Source organism: Paenibacillus mucilaginosus 3016 (genome assembly GCF_000250655.1).
GTDB lineage: Bacteria > Bacillota > Bacilli > Paenibacillales > NBRC-103111 > Paenibacillus_G > Paenibacillus_G mucilaginosus.
In genome coordinates, this window is sequence record NC_016935.1 from 6,476,413 (window position 1) to 6,498,915 (window position 22,503).

The following is a 22,503-nucleotide window of genomic DNA, read 5'->3' on the forward strand; positions in this document are numbered from 1 at the left end:
CTGTCCAATCTTCATAAATGGACCGGGATTCATCGTTGAGGCAGACGTAGAGTCTTGAGTACTCCCTGTTCCCCATGTAGTCATTGTCCTGGACATTCATCAGTTCATTGCAGTATAAACATCTCACGGTATCCCCTCCCTTAACCATTGTAGGGAGTACAAACCTGAGTTGTCTATAACATTCAGAACCGTACCTAATTTCGCTTTTCTACACAAAATCGAACATGTGTATGGCCAGCGACGATCATGTCTTAGAATCGATTCTCGGGACTCTCTTTCCCGTCATCAATCCGATAAACTTGCCATTCAGATATAGCGCGACAACTTGCTCCCCCTCAAACTCGCAAATATGCTCCCATCGGATATGGGACACCACACTCACTCACCTCCGTGAAAAGAAAAAAAGCACCTCGCGGGTGCTTTCTACAACTTTTATTGTGAATTTATGTGTTCTAAGAAAACCATTAATGTTTTTACACTATTACCCTCTTCATCAACTTCGATGTCAAGGATAGCATTATAAAATCTCCCTTGCCAAAAACTGTCTTTATCGGGCCATCTTAAATTAACCTCATTATGCTCCTTTAAAAAAGCAAGAAGTTCTGCTACGTTATCACATTCTTCAGCGAAGATCTCTCCTCCGCCTTCGTTGTCATGGTATGTCACTTTCATATTCATTTCCACCTCCCCCCAACCATTGATTCAACAACGTGAAGGAAATCCCTGTCAAACAATGCTAAAGATTACCTAAAGAAAAAACACCGCATGGGTGCTCTGTCAGATGAGTGTCATTTACTCAGTTTCTTGTATTTTTCTCTTATTAATTCCATCTGATCTTCTAATACCATAACTGCAGCTAACAATTGTTGGTATTCTCTCTTAAATTTTTCATATAAATAATTTTCATCTAGGCCATTTTCGTATTTTAAGAAATACTTCCAATGGCTAATAGTGAGCAAATACACATCTGTCATATCATAAAACTTTTCACTTACTAAAGCGGCTTTTTCTTTAAGGGCATCCTTTCCTTTGAGTATATCCTCAACGGCAAGTGAGACACCTACTATCTTATTATGAATTTCATATTTATCCCCAAAGAGATACTCTTTTATTACCCTGGTCATAGCATCAAGTTCTCCATGAACATCGTCTCCGTTAGTTCTCACTTTAAGATAGTCTCTTAAAAAATCTGCACTACGCTGGTTCTTAATAGTGATCCTAACACCAAAAAGGGTAATAAAACCTCCAACAATAGCACCTATAAACGCGAGTGGATCCCAGTTTGATGGAATTGCAGGTCCTAATTCTTTCAGGAGAATAATCAATATTAAGGTGGATATACAAACCATGATGAAGATAAAAATACGTGCCATCCAAAGAATGAATCTATCGCCCGACATCAGCCCACCGCTCCCTTGTCTTCATACCTCCTTGATTCGACAAAATATTTGTAATTCCTTCCTCTATTTATCCCTTCCTCAGTGGATCGGCCGGCACTGAGCAAGGGACAAAGTCCCTTGTTTAGGGAGACAAGTCAATCCCTAAAGTGGGGCATTTCACCCCACCTCATATCACACCCCTGACGACTGGCGTCTAAGGACCGAAATGCGTCCCACAGCATGACCGAGTGCCTGAGGTGATAAGGGTCCATTAGGCATTACCCGCAGCGGTGTTTCAGCTGCTGTAATGCTATGGTACCAACGAATATACGTTCGAAAATGCCACAAAAGTGACATTCTGCTCTACCACCATCCAAGCCTATTGGCTATGTCTTCGACGATCTCATCCCGCCAGCGGTATGCTGTTCTCTTAGTACAGTAGAGCTTCTGAGCAATGCCTTCCCAGGTGAGCAGCTGCGGCCGGGTCCAATACCTGAGCTTGATCAGTTCCTGCTTATCGGCCGGCAGTCGCAACACTACCCCATCTATAGCATCAATGATCCGCTGCATCTCGTCGTGCTTCCGGTACTGCATGATGAGAGTACCGGGGCAGCCAGTCTGATCCTGTAGCAGTTCGTTCTTTATTCTGATGATCTCTTTTCTGGTTTCGTGGTATTCCCGCAGCTCGTCCTCAACATGCTGATAGGTACCCCGTTTTATCTTTATCTGACTCATCCCCCGCACCCCTCACCGTATGTTATACTGTGGTTGTGCGATTTGCTCATTCATAGCCCCGCCGATCCTCCCAAGATCGACGGGGCTTTTTATCAAACGATGAATCCCAGCTGTGACAGCTCCCGCTTATCGACCTCAGCGCAGCCGCTGGAGGATTCCTTGCTTACACCGGTGATGCTTCGAAAAGCAGCCTGCAGGATCATGATAGATTGGCTATCGTATTTGACAATGTAATTGCCAGTTTCGTGTTTTTGGTATGAGATTATTTTCATTGATTTCCCTCCACCAATAATTTACCATAGATTTACATGTAATTTATTTACTTTTTTAACTCTATTTTGTATTATTAGAAAGTACCAAAAATTAGGAGGTTGAGAGAATGAAGAAAAAAGCACTAATGTTGATGACAGTTGTTGCTGCCGTACTTAGCTTTTCGACATCCGCTTCTGCCGCTTACTCTAAAGTGTTCGGGCCTCAAGATTTACAAGGGGTAGTTTATTTGGAAGGTGGGGTTAGTAACCCTACTTCCACAAAAGCTTATATTAATTTTAAGCTCTGGCAAGTAACCCCAAGTGGTGACGTGTTGATTCGTAGAGACCTTCTTGGCCTTGATGCTTATTCTAGTGCTCACTTTTCTGAGAGCAGTGTTGTAAGCCTTCCATGGGGGACTTACAAATACGAGATTGTTGCAAAAGATGGCGTCAGAGCTTCAGGCGTAATGGGCGCCAGATAAGTAATCAATCTTTTATATTACAGGCTAAGAGCACTCGTTTTCTTAGCCTGTTTTTCTATTTATTTTGATAAATGCTTAAGTTCATGTAAGAGCGAGGCAATCTGTTCTGCCTGCCGTTCTATCGTCTCGGCCATCTCCCGCAACTCGGAGACCTTAACCAGCTGCAGCACGATGCCTTGAGAGATAATCACCTGGAGTCCTTCCTTCAGCTCTTGCACCTGATCATTGTTCATGGTCTTCCTCCAATCTTCATGAGCAAGAAATTGAGCTGCAGCTTCGTAAGCCCAAGCCGCTCGGCTAACACCCTGCGACTTGTGCTTCTCCTGTGAGCGGCCAAGTAGAACTTTTGATCTTCGTTCAAATCAACGTTCAAAGATAATTCGATTAATGAGTCCGATCCTTCCTCATGATCAGGAGCGGGTTTCGGCCGCCCCCTATTTCCTCTGATCTCATACTCTCCATCCAGAGCCTTGAATCTGTAACTTCCCTTCACACCCGACCTGCTAACAAGTCCAAGCTTCATAAGCGTCCGCAAATGGGTATAGACGGTAAATGAGGCATAGCCTGTAGCACTTAATACTCCTTTGGTGGTACCGTGAATCCGTAAGGCCTCCAGGACATCGACTTCATTCTTTGTGATTTGTGGGTTCATGGTTATGCTCCCTTCCAGATCCGCTTAACCGTTGAGGTATTCCGGTGCATGATGACCAGCTCCTCTGGGGTTTCCCGCTCCACCAGCCAGTTCTCCGGGTTGAGCTTCACTTTAGCGATCACGATCTTCTGCCGGCGTGTCGGCCGCGTACCTTGTTTCATATGGCATCCTCCTTAGTCGATGCAGATCATACCGCTGGTAATGCGTTCTACATCATCGAGGGTGGCAGGCGTAATGATAAACGCCCGCCCCTTGATGACGATGATCTCCTGCTCGTGTTCCTTGAGCTCCAGGATCCGTTCTTCGTAGGGAAATGAACTCATTCTCTTACGCCGCCCCGTTCCTTTTCAGTTTCTGTGCCACACGTTTCTTGTACTTGCCCCAGGAAGCCTGCAGTTGCGTGGAGCTCAGTCCATGCTTGGAGGCGATCTCCATCCAGCTGCAATTCGTTTCGATCTTCTCGACGAAGAGGGCCGGATCGAATTCGACGTCATCGAAGCGGGGCTTCTCCTGCAGGATGTGGTTCTCGACTTCCTCCTTGCTCGGATCCGGACCGGCGCCCTGATCCTCATCTGCAGCGTAGGCCCCGTCGGCCGTTCCGCCTTCGTCAGCAGATTGTTCATCGGCAGCCGGCGCGTACCCGTCCTCGAAACTCAATTCAAGATCAGGATTCGGCGCTGCTTGATCTGCCTGCAGATTTTCTTGTGAGTCATCCGGCTGGTCAAGGATCGTTGCCTGGTTTCCATCCTCTGCCGACTGCACGACTCCCGATCTGTCTACTACAGCCTTCAATCCTTGGTGTGGGGCAGAGGAGGAGGCAAGGTAATCGGAGATGCTCATCTGCATGTCACCAAGAACAAAATCGACCTCTTCCGGGTCGCTTTCGAAGAACTTCGCGTTTTTGAAGAAGTCCCGCTTGCTGATCTCCAGTACGATTTTCACGTTCTTGGACCCTACAGTGATACCGCCGATATTTGCCTTTCCTTTTGCTGCTACCATGACCGATCATCCTCTCAGTTTTTGTATGACTTCCTGCTGGACCTTAATTAGCTTCACCGGCTCGTGCATCGCCCGGACGATCTGGGCGAGCACGTAGGCGTCGGTTACGTTGTTACTCTTGTGCTGGAATCCCCAGCGTTTGTATGTCTCCACCGCGACTTCTTCCTTCCCGGCATTCCCCCCGGAACCCGTGAATTTCTTCAGCTGCGATGGAGCTATTTCGGTGTATCCGATCTTTCTAGCGAAGAGGTTCAGCCGGATTCCCCATCCAATGCCGCCCAGCTCAAACCCTCGCTGGCTGGCAAAACCGAAACCCTCTACCGCAACCCGGTCGCCTGGCTGAATTAGCAGGCCTACCTGGCAAATCAGGTCATGCATCCTTCCCGGATTCTCGCCCTTCCCCTCGAGCTCCCGAGCCTCCCAGATCTCGCCGTCCTCATCCAGAACCACGAATCCAGTCTTGGTGCTGGGGTCAAGCCCGACGTATCTAGGCATCCTGCAGCACCTTCTCGAGCTCCATGCTCGCTTGGAAGAGCCCCGCACTTTTTCCGGTTTTGAACCCCTCCACATACTCACCGGATGCTCCGTGCATGTTAGGAACTTGTAGCTGCCTTGCCTTCGTTTCCAGATCATCGATTATCCGTCTAATGATTGCCCGCATCGTCGGGTCCATCAATAACCCACCGCCTTCACGCAGCGTAAGCCACGACGTGCTTTCTTCGGCGCAAAGATAAATCGATCAGCAAGGACATACACTGCGCCGAGCTGCTCCTTGCCCTCGTAGATCACGAAACGATGCGTCACCTGAAAGAGAGGATCACTTACCTTTCGCATGGTGCCGCCTCCTCTGTGGGATACTCCATGATCGCTATGAGAAATTCATCGATACCTTCAACCAGCTCACCCGGATCCAGCCGGCCTGAGAAGTGTTGCTGTGCTTGTCCCATGGAGGGAATGATGCCGGTTGCCATATATGTTTGCTTCAGCCACTCGTATACGTGCCATCGGTTCATGGCATTCACCTCACCCTGTGATTTTCTGAGTGTCCTTGTCGTAATTGAGCTTCACGGTGCCCGTTGGTCCGTTCCGCTGCTTCGCCACATTGACCTCTAGGATCCCCTTGTCGGAAGTCTCGGGGTTGTAGTACTCATCCCTGTACAGCAGGATGATGTCGTCCGCTACAGCTGCGATCGCCGCACTCCCTGACAGGTCTGAGACCATTGGCCGCTTGTTCGCCCGGCTGTCCACGTCCTGCTTCACCTGGGATAGTCCAATCACCGCACAATCGCAGTCTTTGGCTGCCGCACGGAGCTTCTGGCATACACGGTGGAGTGCTGAGCCGCCATTGTCGTTCTGCTCGGCCGTCTCGTTGATCTCCTGAAGGTAATCAACGACCACCAGGTCGAGTCCCTCTTGACGCTTCATCCGCCGCATTTCCGAGGTGATGTATTCCGTCGTTACGCCGCGGGAGTCATCAATGGGGATCTTAGCGAACTCGTCCAGCTTGTCCGCGATCTGGCCGATCTGGAAGTCCGTCAGATTCCCGATCCGGATGGCCTGAAGCGGGATCCCGCACATCGACGAGGCCATCCGGTTATAAATTTGCTCGATCGTCATTTCGAGACTGAAGTCGGCCACTCTGTTCCCTCGTGAGGAGGCACGCACCTTTATCTCGTTAGCGAAGGCCGATTTCCCCATACTCGTCCGGGCCCCGACCACAATCAGGTTGCTACGTTGGAATCCAAGGGTCATCTGATCGAGCTTCTCCCATCCGGTCAGGATACCGAAGGCGATCTTGGGATTTTGTTTGCGGAGAAGGAGGTTCTCGAACCACGTCCGGATCCGGTCCCCCGATTTGTTCTCTTGGCTTACTTTCGGCCGAATCTCCAATGCCTTCTGCTCGAAAGTGTCCAGGATCTCGTCGAACCTGCCGGCAGCCGGATCATCTATGAGTGTCCTGGTCTGATCGATAAGCTGCGAAAGCTTGCGGCGGGCGTCCAACTCGGCCAGCAGCTTCATGTTCTGCCTGATCTCGCTGACCGACACCACCGATCCGATGACCTTGAGGAGGTAATCGACGCCACCGATCTTGGCGACGTCCTTTGCGAAGTAGGTGGAGATGTTCGTGTAATTCACCGGGTGCCCGTTCTTGTCCAGCCACGACATCATCCGGTATAAATTTCGGTTCCAGGGCTGCCGGAACATATCAATCGTTACGGTGTTAAGCACTTCACGGGCGAGGCTGGGATCTTCAAAAACCGTCCCAAGGATAACCATCTCAAGAGCTTCAGTTTGCAGCATTAGAGTTGATACACCTCTCGTAATTTCTGGGCTATTGGATCGTCATCAGCCAACTGGTAATCAGCCGGGCCACCAACAATCTGAAGGTTTTTATCTTTATGCGGTCCGCCGCGTGCTTTGTATCCGTTCAGCACCCCGTTGATATAGGCGAGGGTGCGAATCTTGTGGCGGACGGCTTCGCGCATTGCTTCCAGCAGCCATTCGCCGCCGTAGGTTTCAAACTGGTCGGTAAGGTCCTGGACTTCAAACTCCGAAACGTTCCCGTTCTCGGTGAAGTGTTTCTCATAGATCGTGTAAATTTTTGAGAATGAAAAGTCCTTGCTACGGCTGGCTGCTGGCGCTGTACCTTGATTCAACATAAGTATCTTAGTACTACTACTGTCTGTGTTAATGTCTTTAATAATGTCTATAGGAGGCTGGGAGCCCGCGTCCTGATTGGGCTCATCGGGGGTCGAGTGCGTTATTTTAACGCGATTTCCTTCTAAATTCGCGTTATTTTGACGCGATGCGTCGCGTTGTTTTAACGCGATTTCGTTTTCGCTACCTTCAAAATCGCGTTGTTTTAACGCATTTTTTCGCGTTGTTTTAACGCGATTTTTCGCGTTAATTTGACGCGATTCATCGAGATTGAGAGCGAGTAACTCATCAAATTTGAACTCATTCCAGCCACCTCCGAGAGGCACTTTCCACTCGTCGTAATTCTTATTAATCTCGAATGTTTTCTTCTCTCGGTCGCGGATGAGCACCCCTAATGCTTCCAGCCGATCCAATTCTCTATGAAAATTTCCTGTAGGAATTCCGCAAAGTTCGAAGTAAACCAATTTGGGTATATAGGCTGTTTTCTGACCTTTGCATCCATATGATAGTCGCCAAATAAAGAAGATGATGTCCTTTTGCCGCTTGGAGAAGTCGCGACGGATGACTTCATCCCATAACTCATTCGCGATCCGTACTGTACCATTCTCTGGCTGTGGATTCGCCATCCGGCGCCCTCCTCTGCGTTAGGTTTATCCGGCGTAGCGGTTCTTCATAGGGACCAACGTAGCATGCTCAGGAGCCCAGGAAGGCGGTCCATACTTGTCCAGGTACCCAAGACGATTAACGTATCCAGAAACACTCCCCTCGGCGTCCAGGGCCTTCAGAAGGTCCCAGGTGGCCAGCACGTCGTTGAGCGCCCTATGAGCGCCTGAGAGGGCGATATCGTAACGATCGCACATGTCGGTAAGTTTGTGAGGATAGACGTGCCTGTCACGGCTAATTGTGCAGGTGTCGATGAAGGAGTTACCGTACGTCTTGCCGGCAAGTCTCATTAACGAGTGGTGGAGGAACGCCAGGTCAAAGGCTGCGTTATGGGCGACCAACAAGCTCTCGCCGATCAAGTTTTTCAGGATCTTAAAGGCGAGCAGCTCGTTCATGCCAGTGGAAAGCATATAAGGGGTGATCCCCGTCAGGTCTATGATCTTGGGGTCGAGCCCGCCAGGGAAGTCCTGGCGGACGATGGTGTCGAACTGCGAAACGATCTCGCCATTGATGCAGCGGATCGCGGCCATTTCGATTACTCTGCAGTTCTTCGAATCCAGTCCGGATGTCTCGAAGTCAAAAACAGTAACATCGTTCAGAATGCTCATAGTGTCCTCCTGCGGTCATCCCGCAAATAGATCAGGGGGTACTTCGCCCGGACGACAATGAATCCAGGGTACGTGCGGGCGAAGTATGATTTGACCTCCTGTTTGAACCGTGCTGGATCGGACTCCATCAGAGCCCATAAGCTTTGATGGATCATCGACTTCATCAGTGGAGTTTCGTTGTGCATGTTCATTATTCAAACTCGACCTGGTCATCCGGCGGGCGGTCATTCAGGAGGCCTGTATCAGGGTCCCGCTGCTCATCACCTCCCCCTGCATCCTCAGCCGACGACTCGCTCCAGTCGGTTACGTCAATGACCTCAGACATGTCATCGGAGACTTCCCGTTTGGTTGTCTCGTCCATGGATACGGCCTTCTGAAACTCTACGGATATCGGCATATATTTCATCAGGGCCTTGAGCACCGTTTTTTTCGCCATCTCATCGAAGTGGTCCACCCAAGGTCCAAACTTTGCTTTCGAGAACTTGTCACGGTGAAGCTCAATGTCCCGTTTACTCATGACCATGAAAGAGTAGCCGCCATCCTTGAATTTCGCGTAAGCATAGTACTTAGTAACGGGTCCGCGGTCACCGTCCGCCGGCACATGCCGGAGCTTTTCATTGATGCCGTATTCGTATTCGAACAGGTCCTTCTCGTGAACTGCTTGGGACATGATGCTGGAAATATGTCCAGTCCTGCGGGCCAGCTCGATCAGTCCTTTGTAACCGATCTGAAACTGAGCCTCGTCGACGAAGTATTCCTTGTTCCCTTCCTTCTTCTTGTTGCGATAGGGTACCAGGTAGGCATGGCCTAAAATGGAGGGCTCCAGACCCAGCTGGGCGCATTGCATAACGGCGCCGAGAAGGGACTCTGGGGTGCATACTTTCAATTTGGGGTTGGTCCGGATGGAGGTTGTTGCGATGCGCAACAACCTCTCCGGCGTGAGGTGCTTCGGAATGGCCTGGGCGATAGCCGGCTTCATCTCATCAAAGAGCTGGGCTATCGTCTTTCCCTGGCCATTTCCTGCCGCGGCCTTGTTGGCCAATGCCTTGCTGAGGTCTTTCTGATCTGTTGCTTTAGCGGGTGCTGCCATGGCTATTCGTCACCTCCGACAATTTTGAAGCTTCGGACGCCCTTTTTATTGGACTTCCAGGAGAATACCGGCTCGCCTTGGAACCAGGCCATTTCGTGATCCGCCATGACGGCCTTCATCCGGTTCTTGGCCGTCTCGTGCGTCTCCTCGGCGTGCTTGAGGGCTTTCTTGCTGTCCAAGACCATCCGCATAAGATCGTAATTCTCTTCACCCAGCTCGATATTCGAACCGGGCCGTGACTCAGGAAACCGATCCTTGAGGAGCCCGGTATCCTGATGTCCGTAAGCGGGAGGCTGCTTGGCCAGCACGTGATTGTTCCAGAAGTTATACTCGATCTCGATCAGGTTCCCGATCAGTTCCTCATCCCGTTCGATTACCCGCCATTGGAAGTCCCAGCCACCGATCAGTACAGCGACGTACCAGCGAACCGCACCGGTGACGGCCATGTAGTGATTGCACTGCAGCATGTACTCCACCGGCACTTTCTCGCCCGTCCACTCATCACGGTTGTATTCGGAGGTGTTCTTAATCTCGAGGCCCTCGTTCTTACCGATGACCCAGCGATCAATGTTCGCCAGCATGAAGTCGTGCTCCCGGTGCTGGAAGATCGAGTGCTGCTGCATGACCCGGATCCCCGTCTCCTCGGTAAACCACTTTGCGATCAACGGCTCGAGCATCCGGCCGGCTTTCATCTTGTCGTTATCTTCGAGAGGCGGCAGCTCACCGATCTTATCGAGGTAGACGGCCATTGGCGATCTGTACTTGGATAGTTCGCAGATCGCTGCTACGTCACTGCCGCCGATGCCTTTCCGGCGAAACTCGAGCCAATCTTCCTTGGGCATGTCCTTAACGCGGGCCAGCTTGAGAGCTTGCATGGTTATCATTCCCCCTTGATGTGGAGTCCGCCAGCATGTTACACTGGCGGCAAGTTGATTTTGTAAGGGCCCGCTGGCAGGCGGGTTCTTTTTTTGTTTCTCTGAAAAAGGAATTGCTACTTTGAAGCTACAGTCTCTGTAGCCTTTTTCATTGTTTTAAGCATGTAGTACACAGACTGGTCTTTACGAACGGGCTGGTTTTTGTGAAAAATAATGTTGAGCTGCTCGGCGATTTTTGATGCTGACATCTTCTCTCCGTGAAGCTTCTCCACCGTCTCTTTCTCTTCCGTCGTGAAACGAATTTGCACTTTACTCTTTGCCATACCTAGATCACTCCCATTATTTTTTATGATGTGGCTTGGCCGCATCTCTGAAGATCCGGCGTACCGGACCCTCACCAGATATGGTCAAACTGCGGACGTGATGATTTTCTCATCCGTTCTATAGAAAGCATCATCAGCTATTGCCTTGGAGCAGCTGGTGCATATCCGTTTGAATGGTGCGTATTCCTTCATGGGCTTGCCCAAACCGCCGCAGATCGTGCACCCTGGCGAGTACTTCCGCAGGATAACTTCGCCTTCGCTGGTGAATACTTCAAGTGAATCGCCGAGACCAATTTGAAGGGTCCTTCGCAGCTCGATCGGGATCACGATTCTTCCAAGCTCGTCGACCTTTCTTACAATGCCGGTTGCCATTCTCATCTGAATGCAGCTCCTTCGCTCATTTTGATTTCACGTGAGATCACGTATCGCGCATTTGTGTCTTGGCAGCTGGGGCAGGCTGGCTCATCGAGCTGTCCCGCTTCGACTGCATATCCCAAGCAGCACTCCTGGCATTCGTAGAAGTCGTAAATGATCGATTCAGGCATCCGGCGCCGCCCCCTTCCCACGAACAACCGTTCTGTGGTAAACTGACAGCACGAGGACTCTTAACCGGGATCTCAATGAGGCTCGCCCCCCCAGGCGAGTCTTTTCTATTTCTGCCGCATGCTCCATTTCTCGATCGGACTCAGCGATCAGCACGTCGATTAGCTCCATGCCCTCGATCACCGCCGGGCTCTTCTTCCAGGCAAGCATTTGAGCACGCCATTGGTGCTCCGTGATTGGGCTTCTCATATCCTCCGAATCTCCTCTTCATCAATTTTCAAATCGTCAAGCACTTCCGCCGTGCAATCCTTGCAAGCTTTGCCGATCTTATTAATCCAATACACAGCGGGCTCTTCGCATCCAGCGATCTCGCACATTTTGCTAAAATCCAACATGCTGCATGTTCCCTCCGTCATAATAGAATTGGAATTGCTTTGGTGGGTTCTTGCACACCCACATCCAGTTTTCGTATGTAACGGCGTCCGGAACTTGTTTCCCGTTCTCGATCCGGCTTACCGTTGATTGAGTCAAAGCTAGGTAATCGGCCAGCTGTTCTTGCGAGTAATGGGCTTTTAAGCGGAGCCAGCGCAGTTTTTCGCTTACCTCCCGTGTGGAGATCATCGCGCTCACCTCCTTTCCCATTTATGCTGAATCCGCATGGTACTCTGTCAGCCGAGGGGTTATGATTGGTTTATCAGATCACATCCCCCTCACCTCCCCCCCACCGCCCGTCGCCCTAGGAGACGGGCTTTCCTCTACCCATCAGGGCACTTCCCGCTTCAACCAGTTGATAAAATCCACTTTAAGTACGCAGTATGGTTTTTCTCCCCCATTAGCCAGCGGAAAGTCCGGCCGATTCATCACTGAGTATGTGTGGCTGGTGGACCAACGTGTCATTTCAATGATGTCGTTCGCCGACAGCAGATCCGGATAATCTGCGAATGGCTCCCGCGGCTGCTCCTTTTTAAGCAGCATCTCCGCCAAATTCCCCAACAACTCCATAACCTTATGCTCGTAAATCGTTGGTTGATTTTGCGCCATCTGAAATCGCATCTCCTTTCATTCGCGCTCCACTTTCGATCCCATCAAGCATCTCCAGCAGTTCTTCTAGGTCCTTCACGACCTCTTCGATCGTGTATCCCATATCCATCTCTGTCTGCAGCCCAACAATCGTCCGAAGCACCATTGCCTTCGCTTCGACCACCGACCATGCAACCTGAACGTCCTTCATAAGTCACCACCTATACGGACGATAAATTCAACTTTACGTTTAAATTTTCGTCAAAAAAATTTGAGACCGGCTCATCTAAAGCTTGAGCAATGCTCTCCAATTCTTGGACGGTGATGGCACGCTTGCCATTCTCCTTCATGTTGTAGTTAGCAATAGTCATTCCCACCTTCTTAGCCACGAAAGTTTGAGATACGCCCTTCGATTTCCTTACTTCTCTGATTCTTTCAAAGATTTCCACTCCATCACCGCCCTTAAACGTAAAGTTGAATCTTTAAGTAGAGTATATTTCAACAAATCGTTTAAGTCAACACGTTATTAAACTTAATGTTGATTCATTTTAACGCAACGTTAAAACGTGGTAACATATACTCAAATTATGGATAGGGCGGGCATACATATGTCATTAGGATCAAGATTGAAATCAGAACGTGAAAAGCGCGGTTGGTCTCAATTGTTGGCAGCAGAAAAACTAGGCATTACAAATGCTGTCCTTTCAAACTATGAGAGGGATTACAGAGACCCAGATACTGAGACACTTAAAAAAATGGCAGATCTTTACGAGGTGACCACGGATTACCTATTAGGCAGGGTAGAAGCAGAAAAACCAAACACTTATGAAGATCCCCTTGAAGATCCCTATCGAAGCATTCACTTTAATGGGTGGGATAAACTTTCACCTGAGGATCAAGAGGAAATAAAGGCGTTTTTTAGAGCAAAAATTATGATCAGAGAAGCAGAGGAAAGAAACAAGCGGAATAAAAAAAATTGAGGTGTTAAATTGGACAACCGAGATTTAGGGAAAATAGAGCATTCCCCCATTAAAACAAATGTCCAAATTAAAGAATCGAAGCAGCCAATAAAAACGCCTGGTTGTATGAGTTTTTTGGTGTGGAGCTCAATTATCATAGTCGTTCTAATTCTTATTGCACTCAGAAATGAAGACGAAAAGAAAACCGTAACCCAATCAATTACTAATACCAAAGTAGAACAAGCACGAAAAAACCTAGATCCAACAACACAGAGGCTTATCTCATTTAATGTAACACCTCATGAATCAGTTGTTCGATATGGCCAGCAATTAAAATATTCATTAATACTGAAGAATGAAGGAGATCATACAATAAACGGAGCAAACATCTCTGTAGATGGTGATTGGTATAAATATTCGAATATATCACTTTCTGAAAATGCAAAATTAGAAAATGGGATTTTGAGTGACAAGATCATATATTCCGATAAAATTGAGCCTCAGCAACAAGTGACAATTGAATTTACAGGTACTGTAAATGATGGTACCGAAATTGATCCCGCAGGTTTTATTTGTCAGTTTATTCCAACAACTACCTTTGATAATAGAAAATTTGTTGGCGATGTAGATAAACAGACATTGCAGGTCTACATACTCCCAGAAAAACAAGGTGCAGAAAACGTTAATGTCAGCGTATCGGAGGCGAAAAGGGAACTAGCAAACTATACACCTGCAATGATTGATTTCAATCTTGAAACTAAAATTAACACACTATCCTCTGGAGAAAAAGCTGAGTTAGTTTTAAATATAGAGAACAAAGGCGATCGGCCAATTGAGGGCCTGTATATGTATGCCAGCAATGATTTTAGCTACCTCGAGAATCTTCAGGTTTCCAGTGGTCAGATTGAACCTGGTCTGCTAACCCAAACAATTAAAATAGAAAATGTAATTAATCCAAACACTTCAATGACATTAACCATTACTGGAACACTCAATAAAATAACTAAAGAGAAACTAAAGTTAACTGTCTCTCCAGGAAGATCAGTCAATGGCGAAGAGGTTATTGTCTTAGGCGATTCAGAAAAAAAGAAATAGAAATTTCTCTTACAAATTAGTTATTCGCCCTTATGGGCTTTTCTTTTATAGCAAAAGGCGAACGTATATTCGAAAAACGACTCGCTGCCGAGGTGGATCATGAATTTGACAAAGTATCAGACCACGCACTTGGAAGACTTCGTGGACGAGCTTTATCGAAGGCTCAACGTTTCTAGCCCAGAGCAATTGACTGTTGAGTATATTTCAACAGCTTTGGGCATTCGAGTTGATTACGCGCCTATTAGCTGTAGCGACGAATGTGGAGGTCGTTTCATTATTTATTTGAATTTTAATCTCCCTCCAAGTGATCACTTTAAAGAATTCCTTCATGAACTTGGCCACGCAATGAGACATGAGGGGAATCAAATACATATGCACCCTCTCATGCGGGAATGGCAAGAATGGGATGCAGAAAACTTTGTACTCTACGCGAGCATACCTTTCCTCCTGCTTCGTATAATGGAACTCCCGAGAGACCAACATTCAGCGATCGAACTTATCGCAACTACATTCAGAGTAGATCCAGAGATGGCACACACACGATACCATCAAATTTTACGTAGGATATATTGTTCAATGTGGAGGTAATTTTCGATGGCCGTCAAACTGAAGGGCACGATCCGCGAACGCGGCGACAAATTTGAGTATGTAATCGACGTAGGTCGGCATCCAGTGACGGGGAAGCGAATGCAGGAAACGGGGACGAGGGCTACTTATGCCGATGCCGAACAGGCCCTGATAGAGATCAATCGGAACATTCAGCTGGGGCAGAATATAAGAAGTGTTACTCTAGGGGAGTTTATAACGAGGTATTACGAAGAAGTTGTGAAGTATGATGTTCGCCCTCCCACCTTCCACCAGCAAATGCATATGGTATCTTTGATCATTCCGAAACTCGGCGACAAGCGGATCGATAAAATCAGTTACGACGATATTGAAAACTTATACAAAAAATTGTTGGACGAAGGTCGTGGCAAAGCCACAATAAAAAACGTATGCATGGTGCTCCGAAAAACTTTCAAGCACGCAATGATAAAAAGACTTATAATGTATGATGTTGCTAAAGAAGTGAAGCCCTTTGCTTATAGGCCCCCACGGATGAACGTGTGGCTGCCAGAGCAGGTCAATCACTTTTTGATGACGATGAAAGGGACGGAGCGGCATGCCTTTTATTCACTCGCATTTTCAACCGGCATGCGGATCGGTGAGATTACTGGTTTATACCACTCCGATATAACACCACAGACAAATGAGGTCCATGTTAGGCGCGCTCTCAAGAAGCTGAGGGGTGTTGGATTGGTGTTCGATGATCCAAAGACGGAGAACTCAATTCGAAGCATTGAAATCCATCCGAAGCTCACGCAGCTCCTTCTGGAGATAAAACCTAAACCAGGCACACCGGTACTCTTCACGAATCGAGTAAATAAGCCGATGGATCCGAAGGCAGTCCGGGAAGTGTTCCAAAAAGATATAGCAGCGAGTAAACTGCCTCCCATTAGGTTCCATGATATAAGGCATACCGTCGCCACAACCCTCTTAGCCAGCGGCATCCCTGTCCACTCTGTAGCTGAAATCTTAGGCGACAAGGTGGAGACAGTCCTTACCACTTACGCTCACGTGCTCCCTAAAATGAGAACCGAAGCTGCTCATAGTATTCACAGATCTTTCTTTGAAATATGATCTTCAATCCGCCAAAACCTGTGGATAACTTGCTTATGTTTTCGGCATTGTGAGCAGAGATGTGAGCGTCCTAATTTCTTACAAGAAAGAAACCCCACAGTAAAAGGGGTTTCTGAATAAGTTGTCAATTAAGGGTGTTTTATGCTATAAAAGATGTAGTTCGCGAACCGGAGCCCTTCGGCTTTACCATTCATGCGGTTCGCTTCCTGGTACGTACTATTACATAAGGAGCTGTAATCCCCTCATGTCGATTGAAATGAATACGGAAGAAGTCATTAACCTGAATCAAAACAAGCAAAAAGAAAACCCCTGTCAAAGTCTACGTCAAGGGCGACCTTGCTTCCATCGCTTTCCCTGAAGGCATCCAGGCGTTCATCTCCGGCCCGAGCGGCGTGCTGTTCGGCGAATGGACCGAAATCAAGAGCGTGCTGGACGAGCATGCGGCGAAGATCGAAGACTACGTGGTCGAGAACGACCGCCGCAACTCCGCGATTCCGCTGCTTGATCTGAAGGGCATCAATGCCCGCATCGAGCCGGGCGCGATCATCCGCGATATGGTGGGCATCGGCGATAACGCGATCATCATGATGGGCGCAGTCATCAACATCGGCGCTTCCATCGGCGAAGGCACGATGATCGACATGGGCGTTGTCATCGGCGGCCGTGTCAAGGTCGGCAAAATGTGCCACATCGGCGCAGGCTCCGTCCTCGCAGGCGTCATCGAGCCGCCATCGGCCCAGCCGGTCGTCATTGAAGACGATGTACTCGTAGGCGCGAATGCCGTCATCCTCGAAGGCGTACGCGTCGGCGAAGGCTCGGTCGTTGCGGCCGGCGCCGTCGTTGTCGAAGACGTGCCTCCGTTCAGCGTCGTGGCCGGTACGCCGGCCCGTGTCATCAAGAAAGTCGATGACAAGACGAAGTCCAAAACCGAAATCCTGAAGGACCTGCGCACGCTGTAAGCTTTCTGCGACGCGAAACCATTCAGTGAGAGAAGGCCCGGCGCCCCGTGCGCCGGGCTTTTTGCTAAATGGCCGGCTTGCCGGATGTGAACTGAGATGCAAAGCATCCCTCGGCCGTCTATTCCAACTCCCAGAGGAGGCAGCTCTTATGACCACTACGTTTGATTCCGTCCGGATCCGCCGGGATCTTCACCGTATTCCCGAGCCCGGCTACCAGGAATTTAAGACCCAGCGTTACCTGCTGGATACTATCGCCGCCCTCCCCCAGGAGCATATCGAAGTGCGCACCTGGCGCACCGGCGTCCTGGTGAATGTCAAAGGCACGAACCCGCAGCGCAGGTACGGCTACCGCGCCGACATGGACGGCCTGCCGATCGAGGAAGAGACGGGCTATGACTTCCGCTCCGAGCATCCGGGCTTCATGCATGCCTGCGGACATGATCTGCACATGACGATCGGCCTTGGCGTGCTGTCCCGTTTCGCCCGGCAGCCGCTCCGCGACAACCTGACCTTCATCTTCCAGCCGGCTGAGGAAGGACCGGGCGGCGCCCTGCCCATGCTGCAGAGCGAGGAGCTGCGGGACTGGATGCCGGACGAGATGTTCGCGCTCCATATCGCGCCGGAATATCCGGTCGGAACGATCGCGACGAAGCCGGGCATCCTGTTCGCCAACACATCGGAGCTCTTCATTGACCTGATCGGCAAAGGCGGCCATGCCGCTTTCCCGCACAACGCCAACGACATGATCATCGCCGCCTGCCAGCTCGTCGGGCAGCTGCAGACTGTGATCTCGCGCAACATCAATCCGCTCGACTCCGCCGTCATTACGATCGGCCGGATGGAAGCCGGCACGAAGCAGAACATCATCGCCGAGAAAGCTCGTCTCGAAGGGACGATCCGCACCCTCTCCGCCGAGTCGATGAAGCTCGTGAAGTCCCGGATCGAAGCGGTGGTCTCCGGCATTGAGGCCTCCTTCGGCTGCCGGGCCGAGATCAATTACGGGTCGAACTACCGCCAGGTATACAACGAAGCGGAGGTAACCGGGCGCTTCATGTCCTGGCTGCGGGAGACGCGCGCCGGTGACGTTCAGCTCGTCGAGTGCACGGAAGCGATGACCGGCGAAGACTTCGGCTACTTCCTCGAAGCCGTACCCGGCTTCATGTTCTGGCTCGGCGTGAGTACACCTTACGGACTGCACCATGCGAAGATCGAGCCGGACGAGCGGGCGATCGATGTGGCTGTCAGCGTGATGACGGACTACTTCACCTGGAGATCCGCCGAGTAGCCGATAGGTCACATCCGAAGCACAAAAAAACCACACTTGCAGGGGATCCTGCACCGTGTGGTTTTTCTGTATCTTGGCACCATAAACCAGCTTTCCCCGGGCTCGTTACAGTCCCTTCACAAAAGCTTCCAGCCGGTCCATCCCCGCTTCCAGCACGTTCATGGCATAAGCGTAAGAGATCCGGATGTGCCCTTCGCCGTACACCGAGAAGGCATCCCCCGGCACAACGGCGACCCGCTTCTCCTCGAGCAGCCGCAGGGTGAACTCCATCGAAGGCATCCCGAACCGTTCGATGGACGGGAACAGGTAGAATGCCCCTTCCGGCTTCACGAGGTCGAAGCCCATCCCCTGCAGCCGGTCAAAGACGAAGTCCCGGCGCTTCACGTACTCGGCCTTCATCGGCAGCGCGTCGTCCCGGCCGGCCGTGAGCGCTTCGATCGCCGCGTACTGCGAGATGGAGCTCGCGCACGTCACCGTTGTACCTGGTGCGCCTTGACCATATGCTGCGACACGTAAGCCGGAGCGAAGGTAAAGCCGATCCGCCAGCCGGTCATGGAGTGCGACTTCGACAATCCGTTGATCACGATCGTCTTCTCCCGCATTCCCGGCAGCGAGGCGATGGAGCGGTGCGGCGCATCGTAGATCAGCTCGCTGTAGATCTCGTCGGAGACGACGAACAGCTGGCGGTCCTGCAGCAGCGCAGCCATGTCAGCCAGCTCCTGCTCGGTCATCACCCGCCCCGTCGGATTCGACGGATAGCACAGAATGATGCAGCGGGTGTTCTCGGTGAGATGGGGCTCGAGCAGCTCGGCCGTCAGCTTGAACCCGTTCTGCCGGGTGTCCACGTAGACCGGAATCCCCCCGCACAATCTCACGAGCGGTTCGTAGCCGGGATAAATCGGCCCCGGCAGAATCACTTCCGCTCCGGGCTGCAGGATCGTCCGGAGCGTGATGTCGAGCGCCTGGCTGGCGCCGACCGTCACGATCACTTCCTCGGCCGGATCGTACTTGAGGCCGTATTTGGCGTCCATGAATGCCGCGGCGGCTTGGCGGAGCTCAGGCAGCCCGGCGTTCGGCGTATAGACCGTCCGCTGATCGGCAATGGCCTGCTCCGCCGCGCGCAGGATATGATCCGGCGTCGGGAAGTCCGGCTGGCCGATCGTCAGCGACAGCGCATCCGGATAACCGGCCACCTTGTTCGCGATTTTGCGGATTCCCGAGATTTGAATCTCCTTGAGTCTCGGATTGATTAAGTGTTCAAGCTCTCCCATGACTTCCGTTCCCCGCCTCTACCTCATTTTCAACACTTCAAGCAGCCGGTTCATGTCTTCCGGCAGCGGTGCTTCGAAGAGCAGCTCTTCCCCTGTCCGCGGATGCTTGAACCCGAGAACCGCCGCATGCAGCGCCTGGCCGTCCATCGGAATTCCCTTGCTCTTCGACGGTCCGTACTGCGGATCGCCCACAAGCGGGTGGCCGATGAACTTCATGTGCACACGGATCTGGTGCGTCCGGCCGGTCTCCAGCTTGAGCTCCAGCAGCGTATAGTCGCCGAAGCGCTCCAGCACGATGAAGTGCGTTACCGCATGCTTGCTGTTCTTCTCCGTCACCGTATAGAGCTTGCGGTCCTTGGGATCGCGGCCGATCGGCGCGTCCACCGTCCCGTTCTCATGCGGGACATTGCCATGCACAAGCGCGATGTACTTGCGTGTAGCGCTGTGGGCCTTGAGCTGCTCCGTCAGTCCCGCATGAGCCAGATCGTTCTTGGCTGCCATAAGCAGGCCGGACGTGTCCTTGTCGATCCGGTGGACAATGCCCGGGCGCATGATGCCGTTGATGCCGGACAAGTCCTTGCAGTGATAGAGCAGCGCGTTCACGAGCGTGCCGCTGTAATGACCCGGAGCCGGGTGGACGACCATCCCGCGGGGCTTGTTCACGACGATCACGTCGGAATCCTCATAGATGACATCGAGCGGAATATCCTCGGCCGTCAGCTCCAGCTCCTGCGGCTCAGGGACGACCAGCTTGAGCGAGTCTCCCTCTCCCAGCTTGTAGTTCGGCTTTACGATCCGTCCGCTGACCGTCACGTGGCCGTCCTTGATCCACTGCTGGAGCTGGGTACGCGAGACGTCCAGACCGTCCTCAAGCATTTCGGCCAGGAACTTGTCGATCCGCTCCCCGGCTTCCTCTTCGCCTACGTGCCACTCCAGGGCGCCCTCGCCTTCCTCGGACCACATAATGTCTTCGCTCTCCTGGAGCTCACCTTCGAATTCGTCTTTCATGGCTGTATATCCCCGCTTTCCGCTTGTCGTGCATTCGTCTCTCTTGCTTCCCGTACCTCGCGGCGCCAGGCCAGGATCGAGTCGAGGAAAATCAGCCCTACCCCCGTGACAATCGCCATATCCGCGACGTTAAAGATCGGGTACGGATAATCCACCGGGTATCCGAAGAAGGAGAAGCGGAAGTGAAAATACAGAAAATCCACGACTTCTCCGAACAAGGCCCGGTCGATAAAATTCCCCAGCGCCCCGCCCAGCAGCAGCGAAAGGGCAAAGGGCAGCAGGCGCTTGCCTTCGCGCAGCATCTTGCGAAGATACCAGACGACACCGATCACTACACCGACGGTGATCAGCAGGAAGAACCAGCGCTGGTTCTGCAGAATCCCGAAGGCTGCGCCGCGGTTGCGGTGGGAGGTGATCTGGAAGAACTCCCCGATCACCGGTACGGTTTCGCCGATCGTCAGGTTGCTCACGATCATCCACTTCGTCGCCTGATCCACAAGCAGCACTATGAATGCGTAAATGTAGTATTTCAAAATAACAACTCCTTACCAAGGTGACTGCCAGGCACGGATGTGAAAACAGATGCTTCCCTGTGAAGGACGCCGCCCTCCCGGCAGGACATAATATCTGGCATTGTAAAACGGGCCCGGTCCGTGAAAAATAACGGCAGTGCGAGTGTATTGAAGGAGGCGCTGAAGGTGACTGAACATCAACCGAACCCCACACTGACCCGTGATCAGTTTCAGCAGTTGAAAAGCAAGCTCCAGGAAGAGCAGGCCTGGCTCCAGCAGCATCTGAACGAGAATGAGCACTTCGGACTCGGCGATTCCGTCCGCGTACAGACCGGCGAGCTCTCGACGAACGATAATCATCCGGCCGACATGGCAACCGAGATGTTCGAGCGGTCCAAGGACATCGCTCTGCTCGAGAATGCCGAGCGTCATCTCACCGGCGTGAACGAAGCATTGGAGCGGATGGCTGCCGGAGAATACGGCACCTGCCGGACCTGCGGAGCGGCGATCGATTTCGAACGACTGCAGGCCGTTCCCACCACGATGTACTGTGTCGAACACGTGCCCCATCCGGCTCCCGAGCCGCTCGAGAGGCCGGTGGAAGAGCAGTTCCTGAACCCGCCGTTCGGCCGCACGTCCATGGACGATCAGCCGGATCAGAACGGCTTTGACGGCGAAGATGCCTGGCAGATCCTTGAGAGCTACGGCTCCTCGACCTCGCCGGCCTATGCCGAGAACCCGAATGAATCCGACAGCTACAACGAAATCGAGATCGAGGCGGACGAGAATGCCGGCTACGTCGAAGCCTTCGAGAGCTTCGTCGCCACCGATATTTACGGCCAGGCCGTCACGGTGGTCCGCAACGGCACCTACAGGAACTATATGCGCAATGGGGAAGGCTACGGTCTGCTGGAACCCGATCCGACGGAGGAAGACCGCTACGAGTAAGCGAGCGCCGGCCCATAGGCTGACACTCCGGTCGGATCAATACCTCCGCATCTGATATTGGACATGCTCGATCAGGTCGGCGATGAAGCCGCCGATGATCGGCAGATCCAGGGCGCCGAGACCTTTGAGCATATAGAGGAGCCCGGTCGTGAATGCCGTGATGCCGAACGCAATGCCGACGCCGCGGGCCACTCCGCTGATCAGGTTCAGCCAGAGCAGCCGCTTCGGATCGTTCATCAGCTGAAGATACTCGGCGATCTGTTTCTTCTCCATACCGGCGGCAATCTCGGTCACCTTGTCATGCACCTGCTCGAGCAGCTCCTGCTGCCTTCCCGGCAGCGGGGGCCTCTGTGTTTCGGACTTCGGTACGATGCGGTTCGATTCCATCGAAAGCATCCCTCCTCCCGGTCTCGGACCCGGCCGTCATGCCGGGGTAAAACAACAGAACGAGCTGCTCCCGTAGCCCGCTGCTGTCAGCGGGCGGGCCGGGGGGCGGCTCGTTTTTAGC

At 51.6% G+C, this 22,503-nt stretch carries 33 protein-coding genes and 1 pseudogene; 8 read left to right on the forward strand and 26 right to left on the reverse strand.

All coding sequences use genetic code 11. The features are described from left to right. Nucleotides 1-432 precede the first annotated feature (432 nt). The 3 genes from PM3016_RS26665 to PM3016_RS26675 form a co-directional block, all read right to left on the reverse strand. Nucleotides 433-678 carry a hypothetical protein gene (locus PM3016_RS26665; RefSeq protein WP_014371589.1) on the reverse strand — a complete coding sequence of 82 codons (246 nt, stop codon included), beginning with the start codon at nt 676-678 and terminating at the stop codon, nt 433-435. Between the two features lie 110 nt (nt 679-788). Beyond that, the gene (locus PM3016_RS26670) at nt 789-1,400 is read right to left on the reverse strand and encodes a hypothetical protein (RefSeq protein ID WP_014371590.1); all 612 of its coding nucleotides are present in this window, start codon (nt 1,398-1,400) and stop codon (nt 789-791) included. A gap of 342 nt (nt 1,401-1,742) precedes the next feature. Then, entirely contained in the window at nt 1,743-2,114 is a 372-nt protein-coding gene (locus PM3016_RS26675) for a hypothetical protein (protein ID WP_014371591.1), read from the reverse strand. A gap of 379 nt (nt 2,115-2,493) precedes the next feature. Between PM3016_RS26675 and PM3016_RS38270 the strand changes: the two genes are divergently transcribed. Continuing rightward, a complete protein-coding gene (locus PM3016_RS38270) occupies nt 2,494-2,847 on the forward strand; it encodes a hypothetical protein (protein ID WP_014371593.1) in 354 nt (117 codons plus the stop codon). 59 nt (nt 2,848-2,906) lie between these two features. Here PM3016_RS38270 and PM3016_RS38870 read toward each other — a convergent pair whose 3' ends face one another. From PM3016_RS38870 to PM3016_RS26770, 19 genes are all read right to left on the reverse strand, one after another. Then, nucleotides 2,907-3,080, reverse strand: a complete 174-nt coding sequence (locus PM3016_RS38870) for a hypothetical protein (protein WP_014371594.1) — start codon at nt 3,078-3,080, stop codon at nt 2,907-2,909. Beyond that, entirely contained in the window at nt 3,077-3,499 is a 423-nt protein-coding gene (locus PM3016_RS26685) for a hypothetical protein (protein WP_014371595.1), read from the reverse strand. The genes PM3016_RS38870 and PM3016_RS26685 overlap by 4 nt, the downstream gene beginning before the upstream one ends. Nucleotides 3,500-3,501: 2 nt before the next feature. Next, nucleotides 3,502-3,660: a DUF6906 family protein gene (locus PM3016_RS38875; protein WP_014371596.1), complete on the reverse strand. Its 159-nt coding sequence runs from the start codon at nt 3,658-3,660 to the stop codon at nt 3,502-3,504. A gap of 12 nt (nt 3,661-3,672) precedes the next feature. Next, on the reverse strand, nt 3,673-3,822 hold the full coding sequence (locus tag PM3016_RS38880) for a hypothetical protein (protein WP_014371597.1): 150 nt from the start codon (nt 3,820-3,822) through the stop codon (nt 3,673-3,675). Nucleotides 3,823-3,826: 4 nt separating this feature from the next. Then, nucleotides 3,827-4,498, reverse strand: a complete 672-nt coding sequence (locus PM3016_RS26690) for a hypothetical protein (RefSeq protein ID WP_014371598.1) — start codon at nt 4,496-4,498, stop codon at nt 3,827-3,829. A gap of 6 nt (nt 4,499-4,504) precedes the next feature. Further along, on the reverse strand, nt 4,505-4,993 hold the full coding sequence (locus tag PM3016_RS26695) for a hypothetical protein (protein ID WP_014371599.1): 489 nt from the start codon (nt 4,991-4,993) through the stop codon (nt 4,505-4,507). Continuing rightward, nucleotides 4,986-5,171 carry a hypothetical protein gene (locus PM3016_RS26700; protein WP_014371600.1) on the reverse strand — a complete coding sequence of 62 codons (186 nt, stop codon included), beginning with the start codon at nt 5,169-5,171 and terminating at the stop codon, nt 4,986-4,988. Before PM3016_RS26700 ends, PM3016_RS26695 begins: the two co-directional genes overlap by 8 nt. Beyond that, nucleotides 5,171-5,332 (reverse strand): hypothetical protein, encoded by a 162-nt coding sequence (locus PM3016_RS38885; protein WP_014371601.1) that lies wholly within the window; start codon nt 5,330-5,332, stop codon nt 5,171-5,173. Before PM3016_RS38885 ends, PM3016_RS26700 begins: the two co-directional genes overlap by 1 nt. A gap of 189 nt (nt 5,333-5,521) precedes the next feature. After that, nucleotides 5,522-6,799 (reverse strand): replicative DNA helicase, encoded by a 1,278-nt coding sequence (locus tag PM3016_RS26710; RefSeq protein WP_014371603.1) that lies wholly within the window; start codon nt 6,797-6,799, stop codon nt 5,522-5,524. After that, nucleotides 6,799-7,782, reverse strand: coding sequence for a replication protein (locus tag PM3016_RS36860; protein WP_014371604.1), 984 nt, complete (start codon nt 7,780-7,782; stop codon nt 6,799-6,801). Before PM3016_RS36860 ends, PM3016_RS26710 begins: the two co-directional genes overlap by 1 nt. A gap of 24 nt (nt 7,783-7,806) precedes the next feature. Then, complete coding sequence (locus tag PM3016_RS26720; RefSeq protein ID WP_014371605.1) at nt 7,807-8,427, reverse strand: 3'-5' exonuclease; 621 nt, start codon at nt 8,425-8,427, stop codon at nt 7,807-7,809. A gap of 190 nt (nt 8,428-8,617) precedes the next feature. After that, entirely contained in the window at nt 8,618-9,517 is a 900-nt protein-coding gene (gene recT / locus PM3016_RS26730; RefSeq protein ID WP_014371607.1) for a recombination protein RecT, read from the reverse strand. A gap of 2 nt (nt 9,518-9,519) precedes the next feature. Next, nucleotides 9,520-10,392, reverse strand: coding sequence for a YqaJ viral recombinase family nuclease (locus PM3016_RS26735; RefSeq protein WP_014371608.1), 873 nt, complete (start codon nt 10,390-10,392; stop codon nt 9,520-9,522). Between the two features lie 116 nt (nt 10,393-10,508). After that, nucleotides 10,509-10,715 carry a hypothetical protein gene (locus tag PM3016_RS26740; RefSeq protein ID WP_014371609.1) on the reverse strand — a complete coding sequence of 69 codons (207 nt, stop codon included), beginning with the start codon at nt 10,713-10,715 and terminating at the stop codon, nt 10,509-10,511. A gap of 84 nt (nt 10,716-10,799) precedes the next feature. Beyond that, nucleotides 10,800-11,093: an AbrB/MazE/SpoVT family DNA-binding domain-containing protein gene (locus PM3016_RS36865; RefSeq protein ID WP_014371610.1), complete on the reverse strand. Its 294-nt coding sequence runs from the start codon at nt 11,091-11,093 to the stop codon at nt 10,800-10,802. A 546-nt stretch (nt 11,094-11,639) separates the two neighbouring features. Continuing rightward, complete coding sequence (locus PM3016_RS26755; protein ID WP_014371613.1) at nt 11,640-11,879, reverse strand: helix-turn-helix transcriptional regulator; 240 nt, start codon at nt 11,877-11,879, stop codon at nt 11,640-11,642. Between the two features lie 141 nt (nt 11,880-12,020). After that, on the reverse strand, nt 12,021-12,299 hold the full coding sequence (locus tag PM3016_RS26760; protein ID WP_014371614.1) for a hypothetical protein: 279 nt from the start codon (nt 12,297-12,299) through the stop codon (nt 12,021-12,023). After that, on the reverse strand, nt 12,265-12,489 hold the full coding sequence (locus PM3016_RS26765) for a hypothetical protein (protein ID WP_014371615.1): 225 nt from the start codon (nt 12,487-12,489) through the stop codon (nt 12,265-12,267). The genes PM3016_RS26760 and PM3016_RS26765 overlap by 35 nt, the downstream gene beginning before the upstream one ends. 10 nt (nt 12,490-12,499) lie before the next feature. Continuing rightward, a complete protein-coding gene (locus tag PM3016_RS26770) occupies nt 12,500-12,727 on the reverse strand; it encodes a helix-turn-helix domain-containing protein (protein ID WP_041619257.1) in 228 nt (75 codons plus the stop codon). A gap of 159 nt (nt 12,728-12,886) precedes the next feature. On the opposite strand from PM3016_RS26770, the gene PM3016_RS40930 reads away from it, so the two are divergent. From PM3016_RS40930 to PM3016_RS26795, 6 genes are all read left to right on the forward strand, one after another. Then, nucleotides 12,887-13,258: a helix-turn-helix domain-containing protein gene (locus PM3016_RS40930; protein ID WP_081484346.1), complete on the forward strand. Its 372-nt coding sequence runs from the start codon at nt 12,887-12,889 to the stop codon at nt 13,256-13,258. A 9-nt stretch (nt 13,259-13,267) separates the two neighbouring features. After that, complete coding sequence (locus tag PM3016_RS26775; RefSeq protein ID WP_014371617.1) at nt 13,268-14,332, forward strand: COG1361 family protein; 1,065 nt, start codon at nt 13,268-13,270, stop codon at nt 14,330-14,332. Nucleotides 14,333-14,431: 99 nt separating this feature from the next. Further along, complete coding sequence (locus tag PM3016_RS41185) at nt 14,432-14,920, forward strand: ImmA/IrrE family metallo-endopeptidase (protein WP_081484347.1); 489 nt, start codon at nt 14,432-14,434, stop codon at nt 14,918-14,920. Nucleotides 14,921-14,926: 6 nt separating this feature from the next. Then, entirely contained in the window at nt 14,927-16,012 is a 1,086-nt protein-coding gene (locus tag PM3016_RS26785; protein WP_014371618.1) for a tyrosine-type recombinase/integrase, read from the forward strand. 284 nt (nt 16,013-16,296) lie between these two features. Continuing rightward, on the forward strand, nt 16,297-16,971 hold the full coding sequence (gene dapD, locus PM3016_RS26790) for a 2,3,4,5-tetrahydropyridine-2,6-dicarboxylate N-acetyltransferase (protein ID WP_238540638.1): 675 nt from the start codon (nt 16,297-16,299) through the stop codon (nt 16,969-16,971). A 148-nt stretch (nt 16,972-17,119) separates the two neighbouring features. Beyond that, nucleotides 17,120-18,256: an N-acetyldiaminopimelate deacetylase gene (locus tag PM3016_RS26795; RefSeq protein WP_014371620.1), complete on the forward strand. Its 1,137-nt coding sequence runs from the start codon at nt 17,120-17,122 to the stop codon at nt 18,254-18,256. Nucleotides 18,257-18,361: 105 nt separating this feature from the next. Here the strand turns inward: PM3016_RS26795 and PM3016_RS26800 are convergent. The 3 genes and pseudogenes from PM3016_RS26800 to lspA all read right to left on the reverse strand — a co-directional run bounded on the left by PM3016_RS26800 (nt 18,362) and on the right by lspA (nt 21,068). Further along, nucleotides 18,362-19,527, reverse strand: a pseudogene (locus PM3016_RS26800) (aminotransferase A). An 18-nt stretch (nt 19,528-19,545) separates the two neighbouring features. Next, complete coding sequence (locus tag PM3016_RS26805; RefSeq protein WP_014371621.1) at nt 19,546-20,535, reverse strand: RluA family pseudouridine synthase; 990 nt, start codon at nt 20,533-20,535, stop codon at nt 19,546-19,548. Beyond that, nucleotides 20,532-21,068 carry a signal peptidase II gene (lspA, locus tag PM3016_RS26810; protein ID WP_013917733.1) on the reverse strand — a complete coding sequence of 179 codons (537 nt, stop codon included), beginning with the start codon at nt 21,066-21,068 and terminating at the stop codon, nt 20,532-20,534. Before lspA ends, PM3016_RS26805 begins: the two co-directional genes overlap by 4 nt. 165 nt (nt 21,069-21,233) lie before the next feature. On the opposite strand from lspA, the gene PM3016_RS26815 reads away from it, so the two are divergent. Further along, on the forward strand, nt 21,234-21,995 hold the full coding sequence (locus PM3016_RS26815) for a TraR/DksA C4-type zinc finger protein (RefSeq protein ID WP_014371622.1): 762 nt from the start codon (nt 21,234-21,236) through the stop codon (nt 21,993-21,995). A gap of 36 nt (nt 21,996-22,031) precedes the next feature. On the opposite strand, the gene PM3016_RS26820 is transcribed toward PM3016_RS26815, so the two are convergent. Beyond that, nucleotides 22,032-22,382: a DUF5665 domain-containing protein gene (locus tag PM3016_RS26820; protein ID WP_013917735.1), complete on the reverse strand. Its 351-nt coding sequence runs from the start codon at nt 22,380-22,382 to the stop codon at nt 22,032-22,034. Nucleotides 22,383-22,503 lie beyond the last annotated feature (121 nt).